Genomic DNA, 16,219 nt, shown 5'->3' with positions numbered 1-16,219 from the left:
TTTCGTGGCGATGACAGCCGAGGTCAAGGACGAGCTCAGTCGTCTGAACATCAGCTCGGTGAGCGCGCGGAGGGCGGAGGTCGCGTCTCTGCTCCGGTTCGCCGGAGGGTTGCACATCGTGGCGGGCCGCGTCGTGGTGGAGGCGGAGGTCGACCTCGGCGTCATCGCGCGGCGCCTGCGCAAGGACATCCACGACCTGTACGGCTACAACGCCGTGGTGCACGTGTTGTCCGCGAGCGGCATTCGCAAGAGCACCCGCTACGTGGTGCGGGTGGCCCAGGACGGTGAGGCCCTGGCCCGCCAGACGGGTCTGCTGGATCTCCGGGGCCGCCCGGTCCGCGGGCTGCCTGCGCAGGTCGTGGGTGGCAGTATCGGGGACGCCGAAGCCGCTTGGCGGGGAGCGTTTCTCGCGCACGGATCGCTGACCGAGCCCGGCCGGTCCTCTGCTCTGGAAGTGAGTTGCCCGGGACCGGAAGCGGCGCTGGCGCTCGTCGGCGCGGCCCGCCGTCTCGGGGTCAGCGCAAAGGCCCGTGAGGTGCGCGGCAGCGATCGTGTGGTGGTCCGCGACGGTGAGGCCATCGGCGCCTTGCTGACGCGGATGGGCGCTCAGGACACCCGGCTGGTGTGGGAGGAACGTCGGCTGCGCCGCGAGGTCCGCGCCACCGCCAACCGGCTGGCGAACTTCGACGACGCGAATCTGCGGCGCTCCGCGCGTGCGGCAGTGGCCGCGGCGGCCCGCGTCGAACGCGCGTTGAACATTCTCGGCGACGGGGTGCCGGACCACCTGGAGACGGCGGGCAGGTTGCGCGTCGAACACCGGCAGGCCTCTCTCGAGGAGTTGGGCAGGCTCGCCGACCCGCCGATGACGAAAGACGCTGTCGCGGGCCGCATCCGACGGCTGCTGTCGATGGCCGATCGCAAGGCCAAGCAGGACGGCATTCCGGACACCGAGTCCGCCGTCACACCGGATCTACTCGACGACGCGTAGCGGTCGCGTAGCTCGAAATCGCACTGGCGCAGGGAAAGTGCGAGAAGCGCCCTGCGTGACGGCGATTTCGAATGTCGCGCCACCGTGCGCAGCCTAGGTTGAGGGCATGACGACTTTCAGGGTCGGCGTCGCATATCCCGACCCGCCGTTCAACGGGATGGGGGAGGATCGCGGCGGTCTGGACATCGACCTCATCTCGGCCATCGGCGACCGGCTCGGCGCGACGGTGCGGTTGGTTCCGTACGAGGGCGCGGACTTCAACGGCATCTTCGACGGGCTGACCGCCGGTATCTACGACTGCGTGATCGCGGGCACCACGGTGACGCCCGAGCGGCAGCGCAGGGCCGACTTCGCGCCGCCGTACCTGATATCCGGCCAGTCGCTGGCGGTCGATACCGCCCGACTGCCGCGCGTGCACTCGATCGACGACCTGGCCGGGCTGACCATCGGCGTGCAGCGGGGCAACACCAGCCAACCCATCGCGCAGCGGCTCGTCGCAGAGGGCCGGGCCGCCGGTGTCCGGGTCTACGACTACGGCGGAATCCGCGGCGCGCTCGACGATCTGGCGACGGGCGGCTGCGACGCCTTCATGAAACTCGCGCCGGTGCTCACCGAGCTCGTCAAGCCGATCGCCGACGTCGAAGTGGTGCAACGGGGTATCTCCCGCGAGGAGATCGCGATCGCCGTGCCGCTCGGCGATGACGCGGCGCTTCGGCGGATCACCGACGCGCAGGCCGAACTCGAGACCGACGGCACCCTGCAGACCCTGCGCCGCAGGTGGCTCGGCAACCCGTATCGGGACCAGGGGCTCACAACGCATTGAGGTGCGTCCGACCAGCCTGCACACGCGGGACCCGGCGCTACTAGGCTGACCTCCGGGTAAATCATCACGACGTGATTGATCAGTACGACTAAGGAGATTTGCGTGACCATCCGCGTAGGCGTGAACGGCTTCGGACGTATCGGCCGTAACTTCTTCCGGGCCCTCGACGCGCAGAAGGCGACGGGTGCCAACCAAGACATCGAGATCATCGCGGTCAACGACCTCACCGACAACGCGACGCTCGCGCATCTGCTGAAGTTCGACTCGATCCTCGGCCGGCTGCCCTACGACGTCAGCCTCGAGGGCGAGGACACCATCGTCGTCGGTGACACCAAGATCAAGGCGCTCGAGGTGAAGGCCGGACCGGCCGAACTGCCGTGGGGCGATCTCGGGGTGGACATCGTCGTCGAATCCACCGGCATCTTCACCAAGCGCGACAAGGCGCAGGGCCACCTCGACGCGGGCGCGAAGAAGGTCATCATCTCGGCGCCGGCCAGCGACGAGGACATCACGATCGTCCTGGGCGTCAACGACGACAAGTACGACGGCAGCCAGAACATCATCTCCAACGCGTCGTGCACCACGAACTGCCTCGGTCCGCTGGCCAAGGTGCTCAACGACGAGTTCGGCATCGTCAAGGGCCTGATGACCACCATCCACGCCTACACGCAGGACCAGAACCTGCAGGACGGCCCGCACAGCGACCTGCGCCGTGCCCGCGCCGCAGCGCTGAACATCGTGCCGACCTCGACCGGCGCCGCGAAGGCGATCGGGCTGGTGCTCCCCGAGCTGAAGGGCAAGCTCGACGGCTACGCGCTGCGGGTGCCGATCCCCACCGGTTCGGTCACCGACCTGACCGCCGAGCTGAGCAAGTCGGCGAGCGCCGCCGACATCAACGCGGCGATGAAGTCGGCTGCCGAGGGCAAGCTCAAGGGCATCCTGAAGTACTACGACGCGCCGATCGTGTCCAGCGACATCGTCACCGACCCGCACAGCTCGATCTTCGATTCGGGTCTGACGAAGGTCATCGACAATCAGGCCAAGGTCGTGTCCTGGTACGACAACGAGTGGGGTTACTCGAACCGCCTCGTCGACCTGGTCGCGCTCGTCGGCAAGTCGCTCTAACAGCGATGGCCGTCAAGACACTCGACGACCTGCTGGCCGACGGTGTCGAGGGCCGAGGCGTTCTCGTCCGCTCGGACCTCAACGTCCCGCTCGACGACGAGGGGCACATCACCGATCCCGGCCGCATCATCGCCTCGGTCCCGACGCTCAAGGCGCTGTCCGACGCGGGCGCCAAGGTGGTCGTCGCCGCCCACCTCGGCAGGCCCAAGGACGGTCCGGACCCGAAGCTCTCGCTGGCGCCGGTCGCGGCCGCCCTCGGCGAGCAATTGGGCAGGCACGTCCAGTTGGCGGGCGACGTCGTCGGCACCGATGCGCTGGCTCGCGCCGAGGGCCTCACCGACGGCGATGTGCTTCTGCTGGAGAACATCCGCTTCGACCCTCGCGAGACCAGCAAGGACGAGGCCGAGCGCCTCGCCCTGGCCAAGGGGCTCGTCGAACTCGTCGGTGGCCCAGACGGTTCGGGCGGGGCTTTCGTCTCTGACGGCTTCGGCGTCGTGCACCGCAAGCAGGCCTCGGTGTACGACGTGGCGACGCTGCTGCCGCACTACGCGGGCACGCTCGTCGCCGCCGAGGTCAAGGTGCTCGAGCAGCTGACCACGTCGAGCGAGCGGCCGTACGCCGTGGTGCTCGGCGGGTCCAAGGTGTCGGACAAGCTCGCGGTGATCGAGAACCTCGCGAGCAAGGCCGACAGTCTGATCATCGGCGGCGGCATGTGTTTCACCTTCCTTGCGGCGCAGGGGGTTCCGGTTGGAACGTCGCTGCTGCAGGAGGAGATGATCGACACCTGCAAGAAGCTGCTCGAGGATTACGGTGACGTGATCCACCTGCCGGTCGACATCGTGGTGGCCGAGAAGTTCGCCGCGGACGCGACTCCGGAGACGGTCGACGCCGATCGCATTCCCGAGGGCAAGATGGGCCTGGACATCGGGCCGGGCTCGGTCGAGCGCTTCACCACGCTGCTGTCGAACGCCAGGACGGTGTTCTGGAACGGGCCGATGGGCGTGTTCGAGTTCCCGTCCTTCGCCGCGGGCACCAAGGGTGTCGCCGAGGCGATCATCGGGGCGACCGCCAAGGGTGGGTTCAGTGTCGTCGGCGGCGGCGATTCGGCCGCGGCCGTGCGCCAACTCGGCCTCCCCGAGGACGGCTTCTCGCACATTTCCACCGGTGGCGGCGCCTCGCTGGAATACCTTGAGGGCAAAGAGCTGCCCGGAATAGCAATCCTCGAGAGCTAGGAACTCAATGGCGCGTAAGCCGCTCATCGCGGGCAATTGGAAGATGAACCTCAACCACTTCGAGGCCATCGCCCTGGTACAGAAGATCGCGTTCTCGTTGCCGGAGAAGTACTTCGCTCACGTCGACGTGACCGTGGTGCCGCCCTTCACCGATCTTCGCAGCGTGCAGACGCTCGTCGACGGCGACAAGCTGAAGCTCACCTACGGCGCGCAGGACGTGTCGCAGCACGACTCCGGCGCGTACACCGGTGAGATCAGCGGCGCGTTCCTCGCCAAGCTCGGCTGCACCTTCGCCGTCGTCGGACACTCGGAGCGCCGCACGTACCACGGCGAGGACGACGCTCTGGTTGCCGCCAAGGCGGCGGCGGCGCTCAAGCACGGGCTGACGCCGATCATCTGCATCGGCGAGGGCCTCGAGATCCGCGAGGCGGGCGAGCACGTCGAGTACAACGTGAACCAGCTGCGCGGGTCACTGGCCGGGTTGTCGACCGAGCAGGTCAATCAGGTCGTGATCGCCTACGAGCCGGTCTGGGCCATCGGCACGGGCCGGGTGGCCAGCGCCGCGGATGCCCAGGAGGTGTGCGGGGCGATCCGCAAGGAGCTCGCAGATCTGGCGTCGGTCGATGTCGCGGCCACCGTGCGGGTGCTCTACGGCGGCTCGGTGAACGAGAAGAACGTCGGCGAACTCATCGGCCAGGAGGACGTCGACGGCGCTCTCGTCGGCGGCGCGTCGCTCGACGGGGAGAAGTTCGCGCAGCTCTCCGCGATCGCGGCCGGCGGCCCCCTGCCGTAACCCACGGCGGTCACCCCGTCGCGCGCCCGGTAGGCTGTCGGCCATGTTCCTGGCTCTGCAGATCACCCTCGTCGTCACCAGCTTGTTGGTGGTGTTGCTGGTGTTACTGCACCGGGCCAAGGGCGGCGGCCTGTCGACGCTGTTCGGTGGCGGTGTGCAGTCCAGTCTGTCGGGTTCGACGGTCGTCGAGAAGAACCTGGACCGCCTGACCTACTTCGTGGTCGGCATCTGGGTCATCGCGATCGTCGCCGTGGCGCTGCAGATCAAGTACGGCGCCTAGTCAGAGCAGGCCGCCCAGTCCCGGCAGATTGCCGACGACGGGGGCGTCGCCGAGAAGACCACCCGAACCGCCCGGCTGATTGCTGGTGCAATCGGGCCCCGGTCCGGGCGCATCGCCGACCTTGACGCAGCACGACGTCGGGCTGCCGGCAGGCGAGTTCGCGCAGTCGGGTCCCGCGCTCGCGGTGGCGGCCAACCCGCCGCCGGTGATGGACATCAGAATTAGCGCGGCACTACCGATGCCGAGGCGTTTAGCGGTGGTCATGGGCTGTGTGGTCATGGATCGTTCCCTGTGTAGAGGTTTGCCGATAGCGCTCTGTTCCCGATGCTTCGCGAGCCTAAACACATAGCCGCCTCGCCTCGTTCTGCATGCCCGAACGCTCCGAACGATAATTGAACACATGGCTGACGGACCGGATACCGCACTCGCTCCCATCGGATCCGTTAGGCGGACGCAGGTGGGCCGAGAGGCCACCGAGCCGATGCGCGAGGACATTCGCCTGCTCGGCGCGATTCTCGGCGACACCGTGCGCGAGCAGAGCGGCGACGACGTGTTCGACCTCGTCGAGAAGGCGCGGGTCGAGTCCTTCCGGGTGCGGCGCTCGGAGATCGATCGGGCCGACCTGTCCCGGCTGTTCGACGGCATCGAGGCCAAGCGCGCCATTCCGGTGATCCGGGCGTTCACGCACTTCGCGCTGCTGGCCAACGTCGCCGAGGACATCCACCGCGAGCGCAGGCGCGCCGTCCACGTCGCCGCGGGGGAGCCGCCGCAGCACAGCACGCTGGCGGCCACCTACCTGAAGCTCGACGGGGCGGAACTCGATGCCGCGACGGTCGCCGACGCGCTCGAGGGCGCTCTGGTGTCACCCGTCATCACCGCCCACCCCACCGAGACGCGCCGCCGCACCGTGTTCGACACCCAGCACCGCATCACCGAACTGATGCGGATGCGGCTGTTCGGCTGGACGGAGACGGAGGACGGGCGCAACATCGAGATCGAGCTGCGCAGGCACATCCTGGTGCTGTGGCAGACGGCGCTGATCCGGTTGTCGCGGCTGAAGATTCAGGACGAGATCGAGACCGGACTGCGCTACTACTCGGCGGCGTTCTTCGAGGTCATTCCGAAGGTGAACGCCGAGGTACGGGCTGCGCTGCAGGCCCGCTGGCCCGACTCGCACATCCTCGACCAGCCGATCCTGCGGCCGGGATCGTGGATCGGCGGGGACCGCGACGGCAATCCCAACGTCACCGCCGACGTCGTCAGGCTCGCCACGGGAAGCGCCGCGTACACCGCGCTCGCCCAGTACTTCGTGGAACTGACCGCGCTGGAACAGGAACTCTCCATGTCGGGTCGGCTGGTGAAGGTGAGCGACGAACTCAGCGCGCTCGCCGACACCTGCACCGAGCCGGCACGCGCTGACGAGCCGTACCGTCGCGCGCTGCGCGTGATCCACGGCCGTCTCACCACCACGGCGGCCGCGATTCTGGACCGGCAGCCGGGACACCGCCTCGATCTCGGGATGCCCGGTTACGAGACGCCCGCCGAACTGCTCGCCGATCTCGACGTGATCGACGGCTCCCTGCGCGCACACGGCAGCGCCGTGCTGGCCGATGACCGCCTCGCCAGACTGCGGGAAGCGGTGCGCGTCTTCGGTTTCCATCTGTCGGGTCTCGACATGCGGCAGAACTCGGAGGTGCACGAGGAGGTCGTCGCGGAGCTGCTGGCCTGGGCCGGTGTGCATTCGGACTACCTCTCGCTCGACGAGGCGGAGCGGGTGGAGGTACTGGTCACCGAACTCGCCACCAGGCGTCCGCTGATCGGCCCCGGTGCCGAGTTGTCCGAGCTCGCCGCGAAGGAACTCGACATCGTCAGGGCGGGCGCCAGGGCCGTCCAGGTGTTCGGCCCGCAAGCCGTCCCGAACTACATCATCTCGATGTGTCAATCGGTGTCGGACATGCTCGAGGCCGCCATCCTGCTGAAGGAGGCCGGCCTCCTCGACGCGTCGGGGGAGCGGCCCTACAGCCCGGTCGGTATCGTGCCGCTCTTCGAGACGATCGACGACCTGCAGCGCGGATCGGCGATTCTCGAAGCGGTACTGGACCTTCCGCTCTACCGCGGGCTGGTGACCGCGCGCGGCGATCACCAGGAGGTCATGCTCGGCTATTCCGATTCCAACAAGGACGGCGGTTATCTGGCGGCCAACTGGGCGCTGTACCGGGCCGAGTTGGATCTCGTCGAGTCCGCACAGAAGACCGGTATCCGGTTGCGGCTCTTCCACGGTCGCGGCGGCACCGTCGGCCGAGGCGGCGGTCCGAGTTACGACGCCATTCTGGCGCAGCCGCCCGGCGCGGTGAAGGGCTCGCTGCGGCTCACCGAGCAGGGTGAGATCATCGCGGCGAAGTACGCGGAACCCCGTATCGCGCACCGCAATCTGGAGACGCTCGTCGCCGCGACGCTGGAGTCGACCCTGCTCGATGTCGAGGGTTTGGGTGACACCGCGGAACCGGCGTACGAGGTACTCGACGACCTCGCGGCCAGAGCGCAGCGCGCGTACTCCGAACTCGTCCACGAGACACCGGGTTTCGTCGAGTACTTCAAGGCCTCGACGCCGGTGAGCGAGATCGGAGCGCTGAACATCGGCAGCAGGCCCGCGTCGCGCAAACCGACCACGGCCATCTCGGATCTGCGGGCGATCCCGTGGGTGCTGGCCTGGAGCCAGTCCCGTGTGATGCTGCCCGGCTGGTACGGCACGGGCACCGCGTTCCAGGAGTATGTCGGCGACGGTCCGGATGCCGAAGCCAGGCTCGGCGTCTTACGTGACCTGTACGCGCGTTGGCCGTTCTTCTCGACCGTGCTGTCCAACATGGCCCAGGTGCTGGCGAAGGCCGACATGGGTCTGGCCGCGCGGTACTCGGAACTGGTCGACGACGAAGCGCTGCGGCACCGGGTCTTCGACAAGATCGTCGCGGAACACGACCGCACCATCGAGATGCTGAAGCTCATCACCGGCCAGGACGACCTGCTGGCCGACAACCCGGCGCTGGCGCGTTCGGTGTTCAACCGCTTCCCCTACCTGGAGCCGCTGAATCACCTGCAGGTGGAGTTGTTGCGGCGGTATCGCTCCGGTGACGAGGACGAGTTGGTCCAGCGCGGAATCCTGCTCACCATGAGCGGTTTGGCGACGGCGCTGCGCAACAGCGGCTAGTTGACACCTCGACCGCTCGGTGTAATGCTCGACGCCATTAAGTGAAAACGTTGTTTTCAGTTGGAGGCGTCCGTGCGCGAGTCGAACCCCATGGCGTGGCTGCCGTTCTCGATCGCGGAGGCGGCGCTGTCGGACGGTGACGACGAGGATCTGCACGAGGCGTGGTCACATCTGCTCGAGCGACTGACGGCGGCGCAACGACTCGTCGCGACCGCGCCCGTCACGCGAAACCGAGTCGATCACGCGTCCGGCATGCGGCACCTGATGGTACTGCTCGCCGTCGGTGTCGACGAGGCCCTGCGCGTCGAACCCGACCCGATCCTCGCGGTCGGGCGCACCAGCACCGACGACATTCTGACCTGGGGGATGGAGTGCCCCGACTGTCTCTACCTGCGTGCCACGCTACGCGCCGGCGAGACCTACCGCCTGCACGGAAACCGAGGCACCGCAAGGTATGTCGGCCTGCAGACGATGAACGGCATCGTGTCGACCACCAACGCCCTCGTTGACGAACTCGACGTCGATGACAACGGTGACTTCGAGGTGATCCTCTCCGCGGACCGCCACGACGGAAACTGGATGCGGATCGACGGCGAGCGCCCGACCCTCATCGTGCGGCACTTCTTCTACGACTGGGACGCCGAGGTGCCGTCCGAACTGCGCATCGAACGCCTCGGTGCGGCGATCGAACCCTTAACCGAACCGGTGATCCCGAACGTCGGCAGGCAGCTGGCGGCGGTGGGCGACTTCGTGCACGACAACCTGAAGTTCTTCCTGGATTTCAACGCCGCGCCCCCCGTCAACGGCTTCATGGCGCCGATCGACCGCAGCGGAATGGGCGCCGCCGCCGAGAACCGGCCCGTCATCGGGCGCTGGGAACTGGAGCCCGATGAAGCCCTCGTCCTCGAGGTCGAACCGCCGGACGGCGTCTACTGGAGCTACTCGCTGGGCAATCAGTGGTGGGAGACCATCCACTACGGCCGTCGCCAGTCGAGCCTCAACGCGCACCAGGCCGTCGTCGACTCCGACGGGATCGTGCGCGTGGTCGTCAGCTCCACGGATCCGGGCGTGACCAACTGGCTCGACGCCGCGGGTCACAGCAACGGCTCGATGATCCTGCGCTGCGTGCGCACCGAGACCGCGCCCGTCCCCACCGCCCGTGTCGTGAAGGTCGACGACATCGCCGCGGCGCTGCCCGCCGACACCGCAACCGTCACCCCGGACGAGCGTGCGCAGACCATCGCCTGGCGTCGCCGGGCCGTCGCCGAGAGGTTCGCGAAATGACCTTCTCCGCAGACGAGTTGGAGGACGGCGCGCGCGCCGCGACCGGGCTGGACGACTTCGGCTCGTCCTACTACCGCGAGGGCCTCGAACGCACGGTGGACGGACTCAACAACGAGGCCGACCTCAACGACCTGGGCAACGTGATTCAGCACGCGACGATCAGCAACGCGCTGATCCAGCGGCTGAAGATCATCGACACCTACAAGACCCACCCGGAGATCGCCGACGAGGTGATCGGCGGTCCCGTCGTCATCCTCGGGCTACCACGCACGGGCACAACGGCTTTGGGTCAGCTGATCGCCAACGACCCGCAGTTCCGCTCGTTGCGCACGTGGGAGTCGCAGGCGCCGACGCCGCCGCCCGAGGCCGCCACGCAGTTCACCGACCCGCGGATCGCGCAGGCCGCCGAGGGTATCGCGATGATCAACACCATGTTCCCGGACTTCACGACGATGATGAGTTCGGAACCGGAGGCGGCGACCGAGTGTCAGGACCTGATGGGCATGAGCTTCCGCACCTATCACTTCGACGGCGTGGTGCGGGTGCCGAGCTACGTCGAATGGCTGCTGGAGACCGACATGCGCGAGACCTACGAGTATCACCGGCAGGTGCTCAAACTGCTGCAATGGCACTGCAAGCCGAACCTCTGGCATCTGCGCACACCGGTGCACATGTTCGCCCTCGACGCCTTCGTAGACGTCTACCCCCACGCGAAATTCCTCTGGAGTCACCGCGATCCCGCGAGGGTGCTGGGCTCGGTCTGCAGTCTGATCGCCTACATCCGCAGTTGGAGCAGCGATCGCAGGGACCTTCACGAACTCGGCGCCGAACAGCTGGCGTGGTGGGCCAAGGGCACCGAGCGAGCTCTCGAGTTCCGCAGAAGGTTCGGCGACGACCGCTTCGTGGACGTGTCGTTCGCGGATCTGCAGAACGACTCCGTCGCGACGGTCGCCGACAGCTACGAGAAGCTGGGCCTCGAGTTCAGTGCCGACGCGCGGGCCAGGGTGCGGCAGTGGGCGGACGGGCACAGGCCCGGCGACCGCGGCGCGCACACCTACGAGCTGGCCGACTTCGGGCTGACCGAAGAGCGGGTTCGCGAGGCGTTCGGCGAGTACCTCGCGACCTACGACGCCTCCGCGTGACGGTCGGCCGGATGGACGACGACGGGGGGCGCCGGGGTCGGCGACTGGAACCCGATCCGAGGATTCGTGCGGCGCTGGTGGCCGCCGCGACGACCGCCATTCGCGAGGAGGGTGTTCGGGGGCTGAGCGTGGCGAACGTGCTCGCCCGCGCGGGCCTCGGTACCAGGGCGTTCTACCGGCACTTCGATTCCAAGGATCAGCTCGTCGCCGCCGTGTTCCTCGACATGGCGAAGGCGGAGTCGGACCGGTTGCGACAGCGGATGGCCGGCGCACCGGACCCGGTGGGTGCGGTGGTCGCGTGGATCGACGGGCGGCTGGACCTCGCGTTCGACGACGCGGTCGAATCCGATCTCCGTCGGATGTCGCTGGAGGCGCAGTCCCAGATGTTCGCCGCTCCGGAGGTCGTCGGGGCCGCGTACGCGGAGATCCTGGTCCCGCTGATCGAGCAGCTCGAACGCGGCCGCGCCGCAGGCACCTTCGCGGACGTCGACCCGAACGCCGACGCATTGTCGATTCAGGGTGTGCTGTGGTCCAGCGTCGAACGACACTGGGCGACAGGCGATTGCGACCGCACCGTAGCACGGCGCCGAATCCTGCGATTCTGTCTGCGCGGGTTGGGCGTTACCGGGTACGAAGGAGAGGCATGGACCTAGGACTGGCGGGCTCAACGGCGGTCGTCACCGGCGGCAGCAAGGGGATGGGCTTGGCGATCGCGGAGACGCTCGCAACGGAGGGTGCCCGTGTCGCGGTGATGGCCAGGGGACAGGAGGCGCTGGACGCCGCGGTGCAAGTGCTGCGCGCCGCGGGCGCACCCGACGCGATCGGCATCAGCGTCGACATGGCCGACGCCGACTCGATCGCCGCGGGCTTCGCCGCGGTCGCGGACTGGTGGGGTGAGGTCAACAGCCTGGTACACACCATCGGGCCGGGCGACGGGTACTTCGAGGACATGGGTGACGACGACTGGGAGGCCGCCTTCGCGCTGGGCACCATGTCGGGCGTGCGGTCGATCCGCGCCGCGCTGCCCCTGCTGAGGGCGGCGTCCTGGGCCAGGATCGTCACGCTGTCGGCCCACTCGATTCAGCGGCAGAATCCGCGCATCGTCGCCTACACCGCGTCCAAGGCGGCGCTCAGCAGCGTCACCAAGAACCTGTCCAAAAGCCTTGCCAAAGAAGGCATTCTGGTCAACTGCGTGTGCCCCGGCACCATCGTGACCGCGAGTTTCACCGAGAACCTGAGGGACATCCTGGCCGCCGACGGACTGGACGCGACGAACCCCGTCGACGTGATGACGTGGATCGACGACAACTTCCACCAGCCGTGCGACCTCGGCCGGGCCGGGCTTCCGGAGGAGATCGCCTCCATCACGACGTACCTCGCGTCCAAGCGCAACGGTTACGTCACCGGCGCCACGGTCAACGTCGACGGCGGCTCCGACTTCGTCTAGCCGCCGAGCAGGCCCACCACCATGTCGGTCGGCATGACGTCGCCGAACGTGGTGTAGACCGCGCACAGTGCGTTGTTGTGGTCGGCGTCGGTGTCCGCCGCGTTGGCGTCGGATACCAGGATGACGCGGTAGTTGAGCATCATGCCGTCGCGGGAGGTCGCCTCACAGCAGACGTCGGTGATGACGCCCGTGATGATCAGCGTGTCGATTCCGCGATCGCGCAGGAAGGTGTCGAGCTCGCTCGAGCCCTGCACGAGGGCGGAGAACTTCGTCTTCTCGATCACCGGATCACCCTCGAGGACGTCGAGCTCGGCCCAGATGTGATGTCCCTCAGACCCTCTGGTGAGCGCTTCGCGTCGTCTGTCCCCGATCTCCGGCGTGGTCAGCTGATAGAAGGCCGACCAGTCGACGGTTTCGGTGTCGCTGTAGGTCATCTGGATCCACACGACCGTCGCGCCCGCGGACCGCGTGGCCGCTGCGAGGCGGTTGACGTTCGGCACGATCTCCGGGGCGGTCTTGATGACGGCGAATGCGACCTCGGGTTTCATGAACGCGTTCTGCATGTCGATCACGACCAGCGCCGTCTTCGCCGGGTCCAGATCGGTGAGGACGTGCTCAGCGCCGCGCTTGGCGATCACCCTTTCGACCACCCATTGCGGAATGTCGATGTCGTGCACGGAGTTCCCCTTTCACTGCCGGATGTCGTCGTCGTTCAGTTCGATGGGTTCGCCGTGCGGCGTGCGGTGCGCGGCGTGCAGCCACGCCCGGCGGTACCGCTCGAGGGCCGCGCCGGACACCACGCCGTCGGCGGCGAGTACGTGCTCGAGCGCCGCGAGCCAGTGGTCGTACCGGACCTCGCCCTCGCCCGCCACGTCGCCGAGTGCGGTCATCCACTGGTCCGCCGACACCACGCCGCTGTCGCGCAGTGACCGGACGATCGCGAACGTGCGCGCCTCCCACGGCGCCGCGAAGGACGACGGCTCGCTCATGTCAGGCCGGTTCAAGATACGGCTCGAAGGCGTCGACCGAGATCTCCGTGCCCGCCTCCGCGGCGTCGCCCCAGAGTTCGCGCCCGTCGAAACGCACCGTGTACAACCACTGCGGCGCCTCACCGTCACCGCGAACCATGCTGTCGGGGAACACGTTCGGCCGGTGGACCCGGCCGACGACGCCGGTGTGGCCCCGGACGTAGCGGGGCAGCCTGGTGTGCCGACCTCGGATGAATGTTGCGGGCGCGGACGCGGTCACCGACCTCGAACCGCGGATCGTCGGCGGCGGGCCGAACGTACGAGCCGCGGGCCAGCACTCGCGGTACATCGGCCACGCTGAACGCGGCGGCCGCTGTCAGCGCGTCGGAGTACTGCGACAACAGGCTCTCGAGCTTTGCCAGCCAGAGCTGGTAGTAGGAACTCGTCACGTAGGTTGCGGGCGGCAGCGACTCGATGCCGAACCTGCCGATGTCGATGTTCCACAGCCCGCGCGCTCATCGCGGTGTTCAGCGCGTACACCCTGCCCTCCCACGGCTCGTGGAAGACGGGTTCGTCGGGTTCGGCGCGCACGGGGCCGTACCCGTCGGTGCCTCCGAGGTCGTGTACGCCGTCCATCAGCCGGCCTTCGGGACGGCGGTGCCGATCATGCAGTCGCGCCCGACGAGTTCGGCGAGCCGCTCCTCGGACCAGCCGTCGGTGCCCGCGGGCCGCATCGGTAGCACCAGGTAGCGCAGTTCGGCGGTGGAATCCCACACTCGCACAGTCGTTTCGACGGGGAGGGTCAGGCCGAACTCGGCGAGTACGGCGCGCGGCTCCTTCACCGTTCGCGAGCGGTAGGCGGGTGACTTGTACCAGACCGGCGGCAGGCCCAGCACGTCCCACGGGTAGCAGGAGCACAGCGTGCACACCACCACGTTGTGCATCGTCGGCGTGTTCTCGACGACAACCAGTTGATCGCCGACCCGGCCGGTGTGGGTGAACGGCGCGATCGCCGCGGCCGCGTCGTCGAGCAGAGCTCGGTGGTAGTCCGGATCGGCCCAGGCGCGCGCCACCGCACGCGCGCCGATATGCGGCCCGATCACCGTTTCGTGGACTTCGACGATTCGGTCCAGTGCCGCGACCTCGACGAGGCCGCCCGCTACCAAAGCCGACTCGAGCGCCCGGACGCGCACCTCGATGTCCGACAACGTCGAACCGCCATCATGATCGGCCTTCCGCATGGCCGAACCTTACGTATTCGACCCGGCATTCGTCACGGGAACGGGCGACGCCGCCGATTTGCTGCGGTACCGGGCGCGGGTACCGCCGCCACTGCGGCGTTATCTCGTATCGGCTGAGCAGCCGGATCATCGCGGTCGTCATGGCCGACAGCGAGAACGGCTGGGCCGGACACGAGTGCTTGCCGTGGCCGAACGCGGTGACCAGCATCGGGGAGTCGAGTACCCGAGTGTCGGCCAACCGGTACCGATTCCAGCGATCCGGCGCCCACCGCTCCAAGCCCGGCGCAGCGGACGTGTTGAGCAGGGGGAGCAACGTGGCGATCGTCCAGCCGGCGGGAACCTCGATGACGGCATCGCCGGTGTCGAATTCGACGGGCGTCACCACCGCCCTCGACATGATCGAGCGCTGTGCCAGCCGGGTGCTCTCCAACGCGCACCGCGACGCCAGCCCGGTGTCGCCGTCGACCACCCGTGCCGCGACGTCGGGGTGGCCGATGAGATCGACCAGCGCCCACCCGAGGGCGGCCATCAGGTTCGACATCGACGCGATGTGGATCAACGCGACGTCCAGAGCGATCCCGCGGGTGCGCACCTCCGCAGGCTCGTCCGCCCACGCGCCGACCACGCGTCCGAACAGCGAGTCGGCGGCGATCGACTCACCACGCGCGAGTGCGTCGCCGACGACGGCAACGACCTCCTCGAGCGCTGCGCGTTCGGCTCGCTTATCCGACGCGGCGATCGCGGCCATCGCGTCGGGATGAACGAACGCATCCGAACCGTCGAGGGCGTCGAACGCCGCGACGAGGCGCTCGAACGCCGTACCGTCGGAGCAGCCGGGGCCCGCCCACGACGCCAGGCCCATCCGGTGCCCGAGCCTGCGGGTCATCTCGAAGAGTTCGACCTCACCGCGCTCGCCGAGTTCGACATCGGTGTGATCGAGTGCGCGTTCGAGATTGGCCAGGTAGGACGTGACGTCATCGCGGCGGAACAGCGTGCCCGGCAGGGTCCGACGTCCGGCGAACAACTCCTCGGGCAGCTTGCGTCGCAGCATCAGGTAGTCGGCGAGCCCCTTGCTGGCGCTCTCCTCCGGTAGTGCGTAGAACGATTCGACCCCCGCGGCGGAGAACGTGAACAGGTAGTGGTCGCGGCCGCTCTCGACGACGAAGGTGTCACCGATCCGCCGGCGGGCGGCTCCGATCGCCTCCACCGCGTCGCGGGTCTCGACATCCCACGGCAGTCCGACGCCGTCGGCCACCGGTAGCGACGCCGCGGCGACGGGCACGGGTGGCCGGGCCCTCAGAGGCCGGTGCTCTTGCGGACCGCGTTGACCGCGCCGCGCACGGCGTTCTCGGTAACCGCCCACGGTGCCATCACCGACTCGCCGATGCCCACGATGCGCTCGACGCGTTCGACGATGGCCTCGAGGCGCTCCACCACCCCGATGAGGCGCGGGGCGAGTTCGTCAATGCGCGTGATGGTCTCGTTGAAGCGTTCCAGCGTCGCGTCCAGGCTGCTGGTCGAGACGTTCAGATCGGTGAGCGTGTCGCCGAGGTCCTCGAGGACGGCCTCGACCTGCTCGACCGTGACGTCGGCGTTGAGGGCGGCCTGTGTGAGCGTCTTGATGCGCTCGCGGCCCGTGCGTGAGCGTGGGGAGCGATCGGACTTGTCAGCCATGAGGTCAGTATGCGGTG

At 68.1% G+C, this 16,219-nt stretch carries 18 protein-coding genes and 1 pseudogene; 11 read left to right on the top strand and 8 right to left on the bottom strand.

The annotated features are described in order from the left end of the window. Positions 1 to 10: 10 nt before the first annotated feature. The 6 genes from whiA to secG all read left to right on the top strand — a co-directional run bounded on the left by whiA (position 11) and on the right by secG (position 5,241). Positions 11 to 988: a DNA-binding protein WhiA gene (gene whiA / locus NM203_RS11265; RefSeq protein WP_255060407.1), complete on the top strand. Its 978-nt coding sequence runs from the start codon at positions 11 to 13 to the stop codon at positions 986 to 988. Between the two features lie 106 nt (positions 989 to 1,094). Beyond that, positions 1,095 to 1,811 (top strand): ABC transporter substrate-binding protein, encoded by a 717-nt coding sequence (locus NM203_RS11260; protein ID WP_255059978.1) that lies wholly within the window; start codon positions 1,095 to 1,097, stop codon positions 1,809 to 1,811. A 102-nt stretch (positions 1,812 to 1,913) separates the two neighbouring features. Continuing rightward, entirely contained in the window at positions 1,914 to 2,936 is a 1,023-nt protein-coding gene (gene gap, locus NM203_RS11255; protein WP_255059977.1) for a type I glyceraldehyde-3-phosphate dehydrogenase, read from the top strand. A gap of 5 nt (positions 2,937 to 2,941) precedes the next feature. Beyond that, positions 2,942 to 4,168: a phosphoglycerate kinase gene (locus NM203_RS11250; protein ID WP_255059976.1), complete on the top strand. Its 1,227-nt coding sequence runs from the start codon at positions 2,942 to 2,944 to the stop codon at positions 4,166 to 4,168. Positions 4,169 to 4,175: 7 nt separating this feature from the next. Next, entirely contained in the window at positions 4,176 to 4,961 is a 786-nt protein-coding gene (tpiA, locus tag NM203_RS11245; protein ID WP_255059974.1) for a triose-phosphate isomerase, read from the top strand. 43 nt (positions 4,962 to 5,004) lie between these two features. Beyond that, positions 5,005 to 5,241, top strand: coding sequence for a preprotein translocase subunit SecG (gene secG, locus NM203_RS11240; RefSeq protein ID WP_255059973.1), 237 nt, complete (start codon positions 5,005 to 5,007; stop codon positions 5,239 to 5,241). On the opposite strand, the gene NM203_RS11235 is transcribed toward secG, so the two are convergent. Continuing rightward, complete coding sequence (locus NM203_RS11235; protein WP_255059972.1) at positions 5,242 to 5,520, bottom strand: hypothetical protein; 279 nt, start codon at positions 5,518 to 5,520, stop codon at positions 5,242 to 5,244. 121 nt (positions 5,521 to 5,641) lie between these two features. Between NM203_RS11235 and ppc the strand changes: the two genes are divergently transcribed. The 5 genes from ppc (at position 5,642) to NM203_RS11210 (ending at position 12,319) form a co-directional block, all read left to right on the top strand. Further along, positions 5,642 to 8,446, top strand: a complete 2,805-nt coding sequence (gene ppc / locus NM203_RS11230; protein ID WP_255059971.1) for a phosphoenolpyruvate carboxylase — start codon at positions 5,642 to 5,644, stop codon at positions 8,444 to 8,446. Between the two features lie 90 nt (positions 8,447 to 8,536). Next, complete coding sequence (locus NM203_RS11225; protein WP_255060406.1) at positions 8,537 to 9,730, top strand: DUF1214 domain-containing protein; 1,194 nt, start codon at positions 8,537 to 8,539, stop codon at positions 9,728 to 9,730. After that, entirely contained in the window at positions 9,727 to 10,872 is a 1,146-nt protein-coding gene (locus NM203_RS11220) for a sulfotransferase family protein (RefSeq protein ID WP_255059970.1), read from the top strand. The genes NM203_RS11225 and NM203_RS11220 overlap by 4 nt, the downstream gene beginning before the upstream one ends. 11 nt (positions 10,873 to 10,883) lie before the next feature. After that, positions 10,884 to 11,525 (top strand): TetR/AcrR family transcriptional regulator, encoded by a 642-nt coding sequence (locus NM203_RS11215; protein WP_255059969.1) that lies wholly within the window; start codon positions 10,884 to 10,886, stop codon positions 11,523 to 11,525. Further along, positions 11,516 to 12,319, top strand: coding sequence for an SDR family NAD(P)-dependent oxidoreductase (locus tag NM203_RS11210; RefSeq protein ID WP_255059968.1), 804 nt, complete (start codon positions 11,516 to 11,518; stop codon positions 12,317 to 12,319). Before NM203_RS11215 ends, NM203_RS11210 begins: the two co-directional genes overlap by 10 nt. Here NM203_RS11210 and NM203_RS11205 read toward each other — a convergent pair. The 7 genes and pseudogenes from NM203_RS11205 to NM203_RS11180 all read right to left on the bottom strand — a co-directional run bounded on the left by NM203_RS11205 (position 12,316) and on the right by NM203_RS11180 (position 16,202). Beyond that, positions 12,316 to 12,996 carry a cysteine hydrolase family protein gene (locus tag NM203_RS11205; RefSeq protein ID WP_255059967.1) on the bottom strand — a complete coding sequence of 227 codons (681 nt, stop codon included), beginning with the start codon at positions 12,994 to 12,996 and terminating at the stop codon, positions 12,316 to 12,318. The genes NM203_RS11210 and NM203_RS11205 overlap by 4 nt on opposite strands. A gap of 12 nt (positions 12,997 to 13,008) precedes the next feature. After that, on the bottom strand, positions 13,009 to 13,308 hold the full coding sequence (locus tag NM203_RS11200) for an SH3-like domain-containing protein (protein WP_255059966.1): 300 nt from the start codon (positions 13,306 to 13,308) through the stop codon (positions 13,009 to 13,011). 1 nt (position 13,309) lies between these two features. Continuing rightward, positions 13,310 to 13,567 (bottom strand): SH3-like domain-containing protein, encoded by a 258-nt coding sequence (locus NM203_RS11195; RefSeq protein ID WP_255059965.1) that lies wholly within the window; start codon positions 13,565 to 13,567, stop codon positions 13,310 to 13,312. A 124-nt stretch (positions 13,568 to 13,691) separates the two neighbouring features. After that, positions 13,692 to 13,923, bottom strand: a pseudogene (locus NM203_RS33490) (nitrile hydratase subunit beta); the annotation flags it as partial. Next, entirely contained in the window at positions 13,923 to 14,528 is a 606-nt protein-coding gene (nthA, locus tag NM203_RS11190) for a nitrile hydratase subunit alpha (RefSeq protein ID WP_255059963.1), read from the bottom strand. The gene nthA and the pseudogene NM203_RS33490, both read right to left, overlap by 1 nt. Then, on the bottom strand, positions 14,509 to 15,810 hold the full coding sequence (locus tag NM203_RS11185; RefSeq protein WP_255059962.1) for a cytochrome P450 family protein: 1,302 nt from the start codon (positions 15,808 to 15,810) through the stop codon (positions 14,509 to 14,511). The genes nthA and NM203_RS11185 overlap by 20 nt, the downstream gene beginning before the upstream one ends. Positions 15,811 to 15,824: 14 nt before the next feature. After that, positions 15,825 to 16,202: an ATPase gene (locus NM203_RS11180; protein ID WP_255059961.1), complete on the bottom strand. Its 378-nt coding sequence runs from the start codon at positions 16,200 to 16,202 to the stop codon at positions 15,825 to 15,827. Positions 16,203 to 16,219 lie beyond the last annotated feature (17 nt).

Origin of the sequence: Mycolicibacterium arenosum (assembly GCF_024320865.1) — a bacterium.
Lineage (GTDB): Bacteria > Actinomycetota > Actinomycetes > Mycobacteriales > Mycobacteriaceae > Mycobacterium > Mycobacterium arenosum.
This window is presented reverse-complemented; position numbering and strand designations above follow the sequence as displayed.

Coding starts and splice junctions, on each gene's coding strand:
- whiA (WP_255060407.1), top strand. CDS start 11: ATGACAGCCGAGGTCAAGGACGAGCTCAGTCGTCTGAACATCAGCTCG.
- NM203_RS11260 (WP_255059978.1), top strand. CDS start 1,095: ATGACGACTTTCAGGGTCGGCGTCGCATATCCCGACCCGCCGTTCAAC.
- NM203_RS11250 (WP_255059976.1), top strand. CDS start 2,942: ATGGCCGTCAAGACACTCGACGACCTGCTGGCCGACGGTGTCGAGGGC.
- tpiA (WP_255059974.1), top strand. CDS start 4,176: ATGGCGCGTAAGCCGCTCATCGCGGGCAATTGGAAGATGAACCTCAAC.
- secG (WP_255059973.1), top strand. CDS start 5,005: ATGTTCCTGGCTCTGCAGATCACCCTCGTCGTCACCAGCTTGTTGGTG.
- NM203_RS11235 (WP_255059972.1), bottom strand. CDS start 5,520: ATGACCACACAGCCCATGACCACCGCTAAACGCCTCGGCATCGGTAGT.
- ppc (WP_255059971.1), top strand. CDS start 5,642: ATGGCTGACGGACCGGATACCGCACTCGCTCCCATCGGATCCGTTAGG.
- NM203_RS11225 (WP_255060406.1), top strand. CDS start 8,537: ATGGCGTGGCTGCCGTTCTCGATCGCGGAGGCGGCGCTGTCGGACGGT.
- NM203_RS11220 (WP_255059970.1), top strand. CDS start 9,727: ATGACCTTCTCCGCAGACGAGTTGGAGGACGGCGCGCGCGCCGCGACC.
- NM203_RS11215 (WP_255059969.1), top strand. CDS start 10,884: ATGGACGACGACGGGGGGCGCCGGGGTCGGCGACTGGAACCCGATCCG.
- NM203_RS11210 (WP_255059968.1), top strand. CDS start 11,516: ATGGACCTAGGACTGGCGGGCTCAACGGCGGTCGTCACCGGCGGCAGC.
- NM203_RS11200 (WP_255059966.1), bottom strand. CDS start 13,308: ATGAGCGAGCCGTCGTCCTTCGCGGCGCCGTGGGAGGCGCGCACGTTC.
- nthA (WP_255059963.1), bottom strand. CDS start 14,528: ATGCGGAAGGCCGATCATGATGGCGGTTCGACGTTGTCGGACATCGAG.
- NM203_RS11180 (WP_255059961.1), bottom strand. CDS start 16,202: ATGGCTGACAAGTCCGATCGCTCCCCACGCTCACGCACGGGCCGCGAG.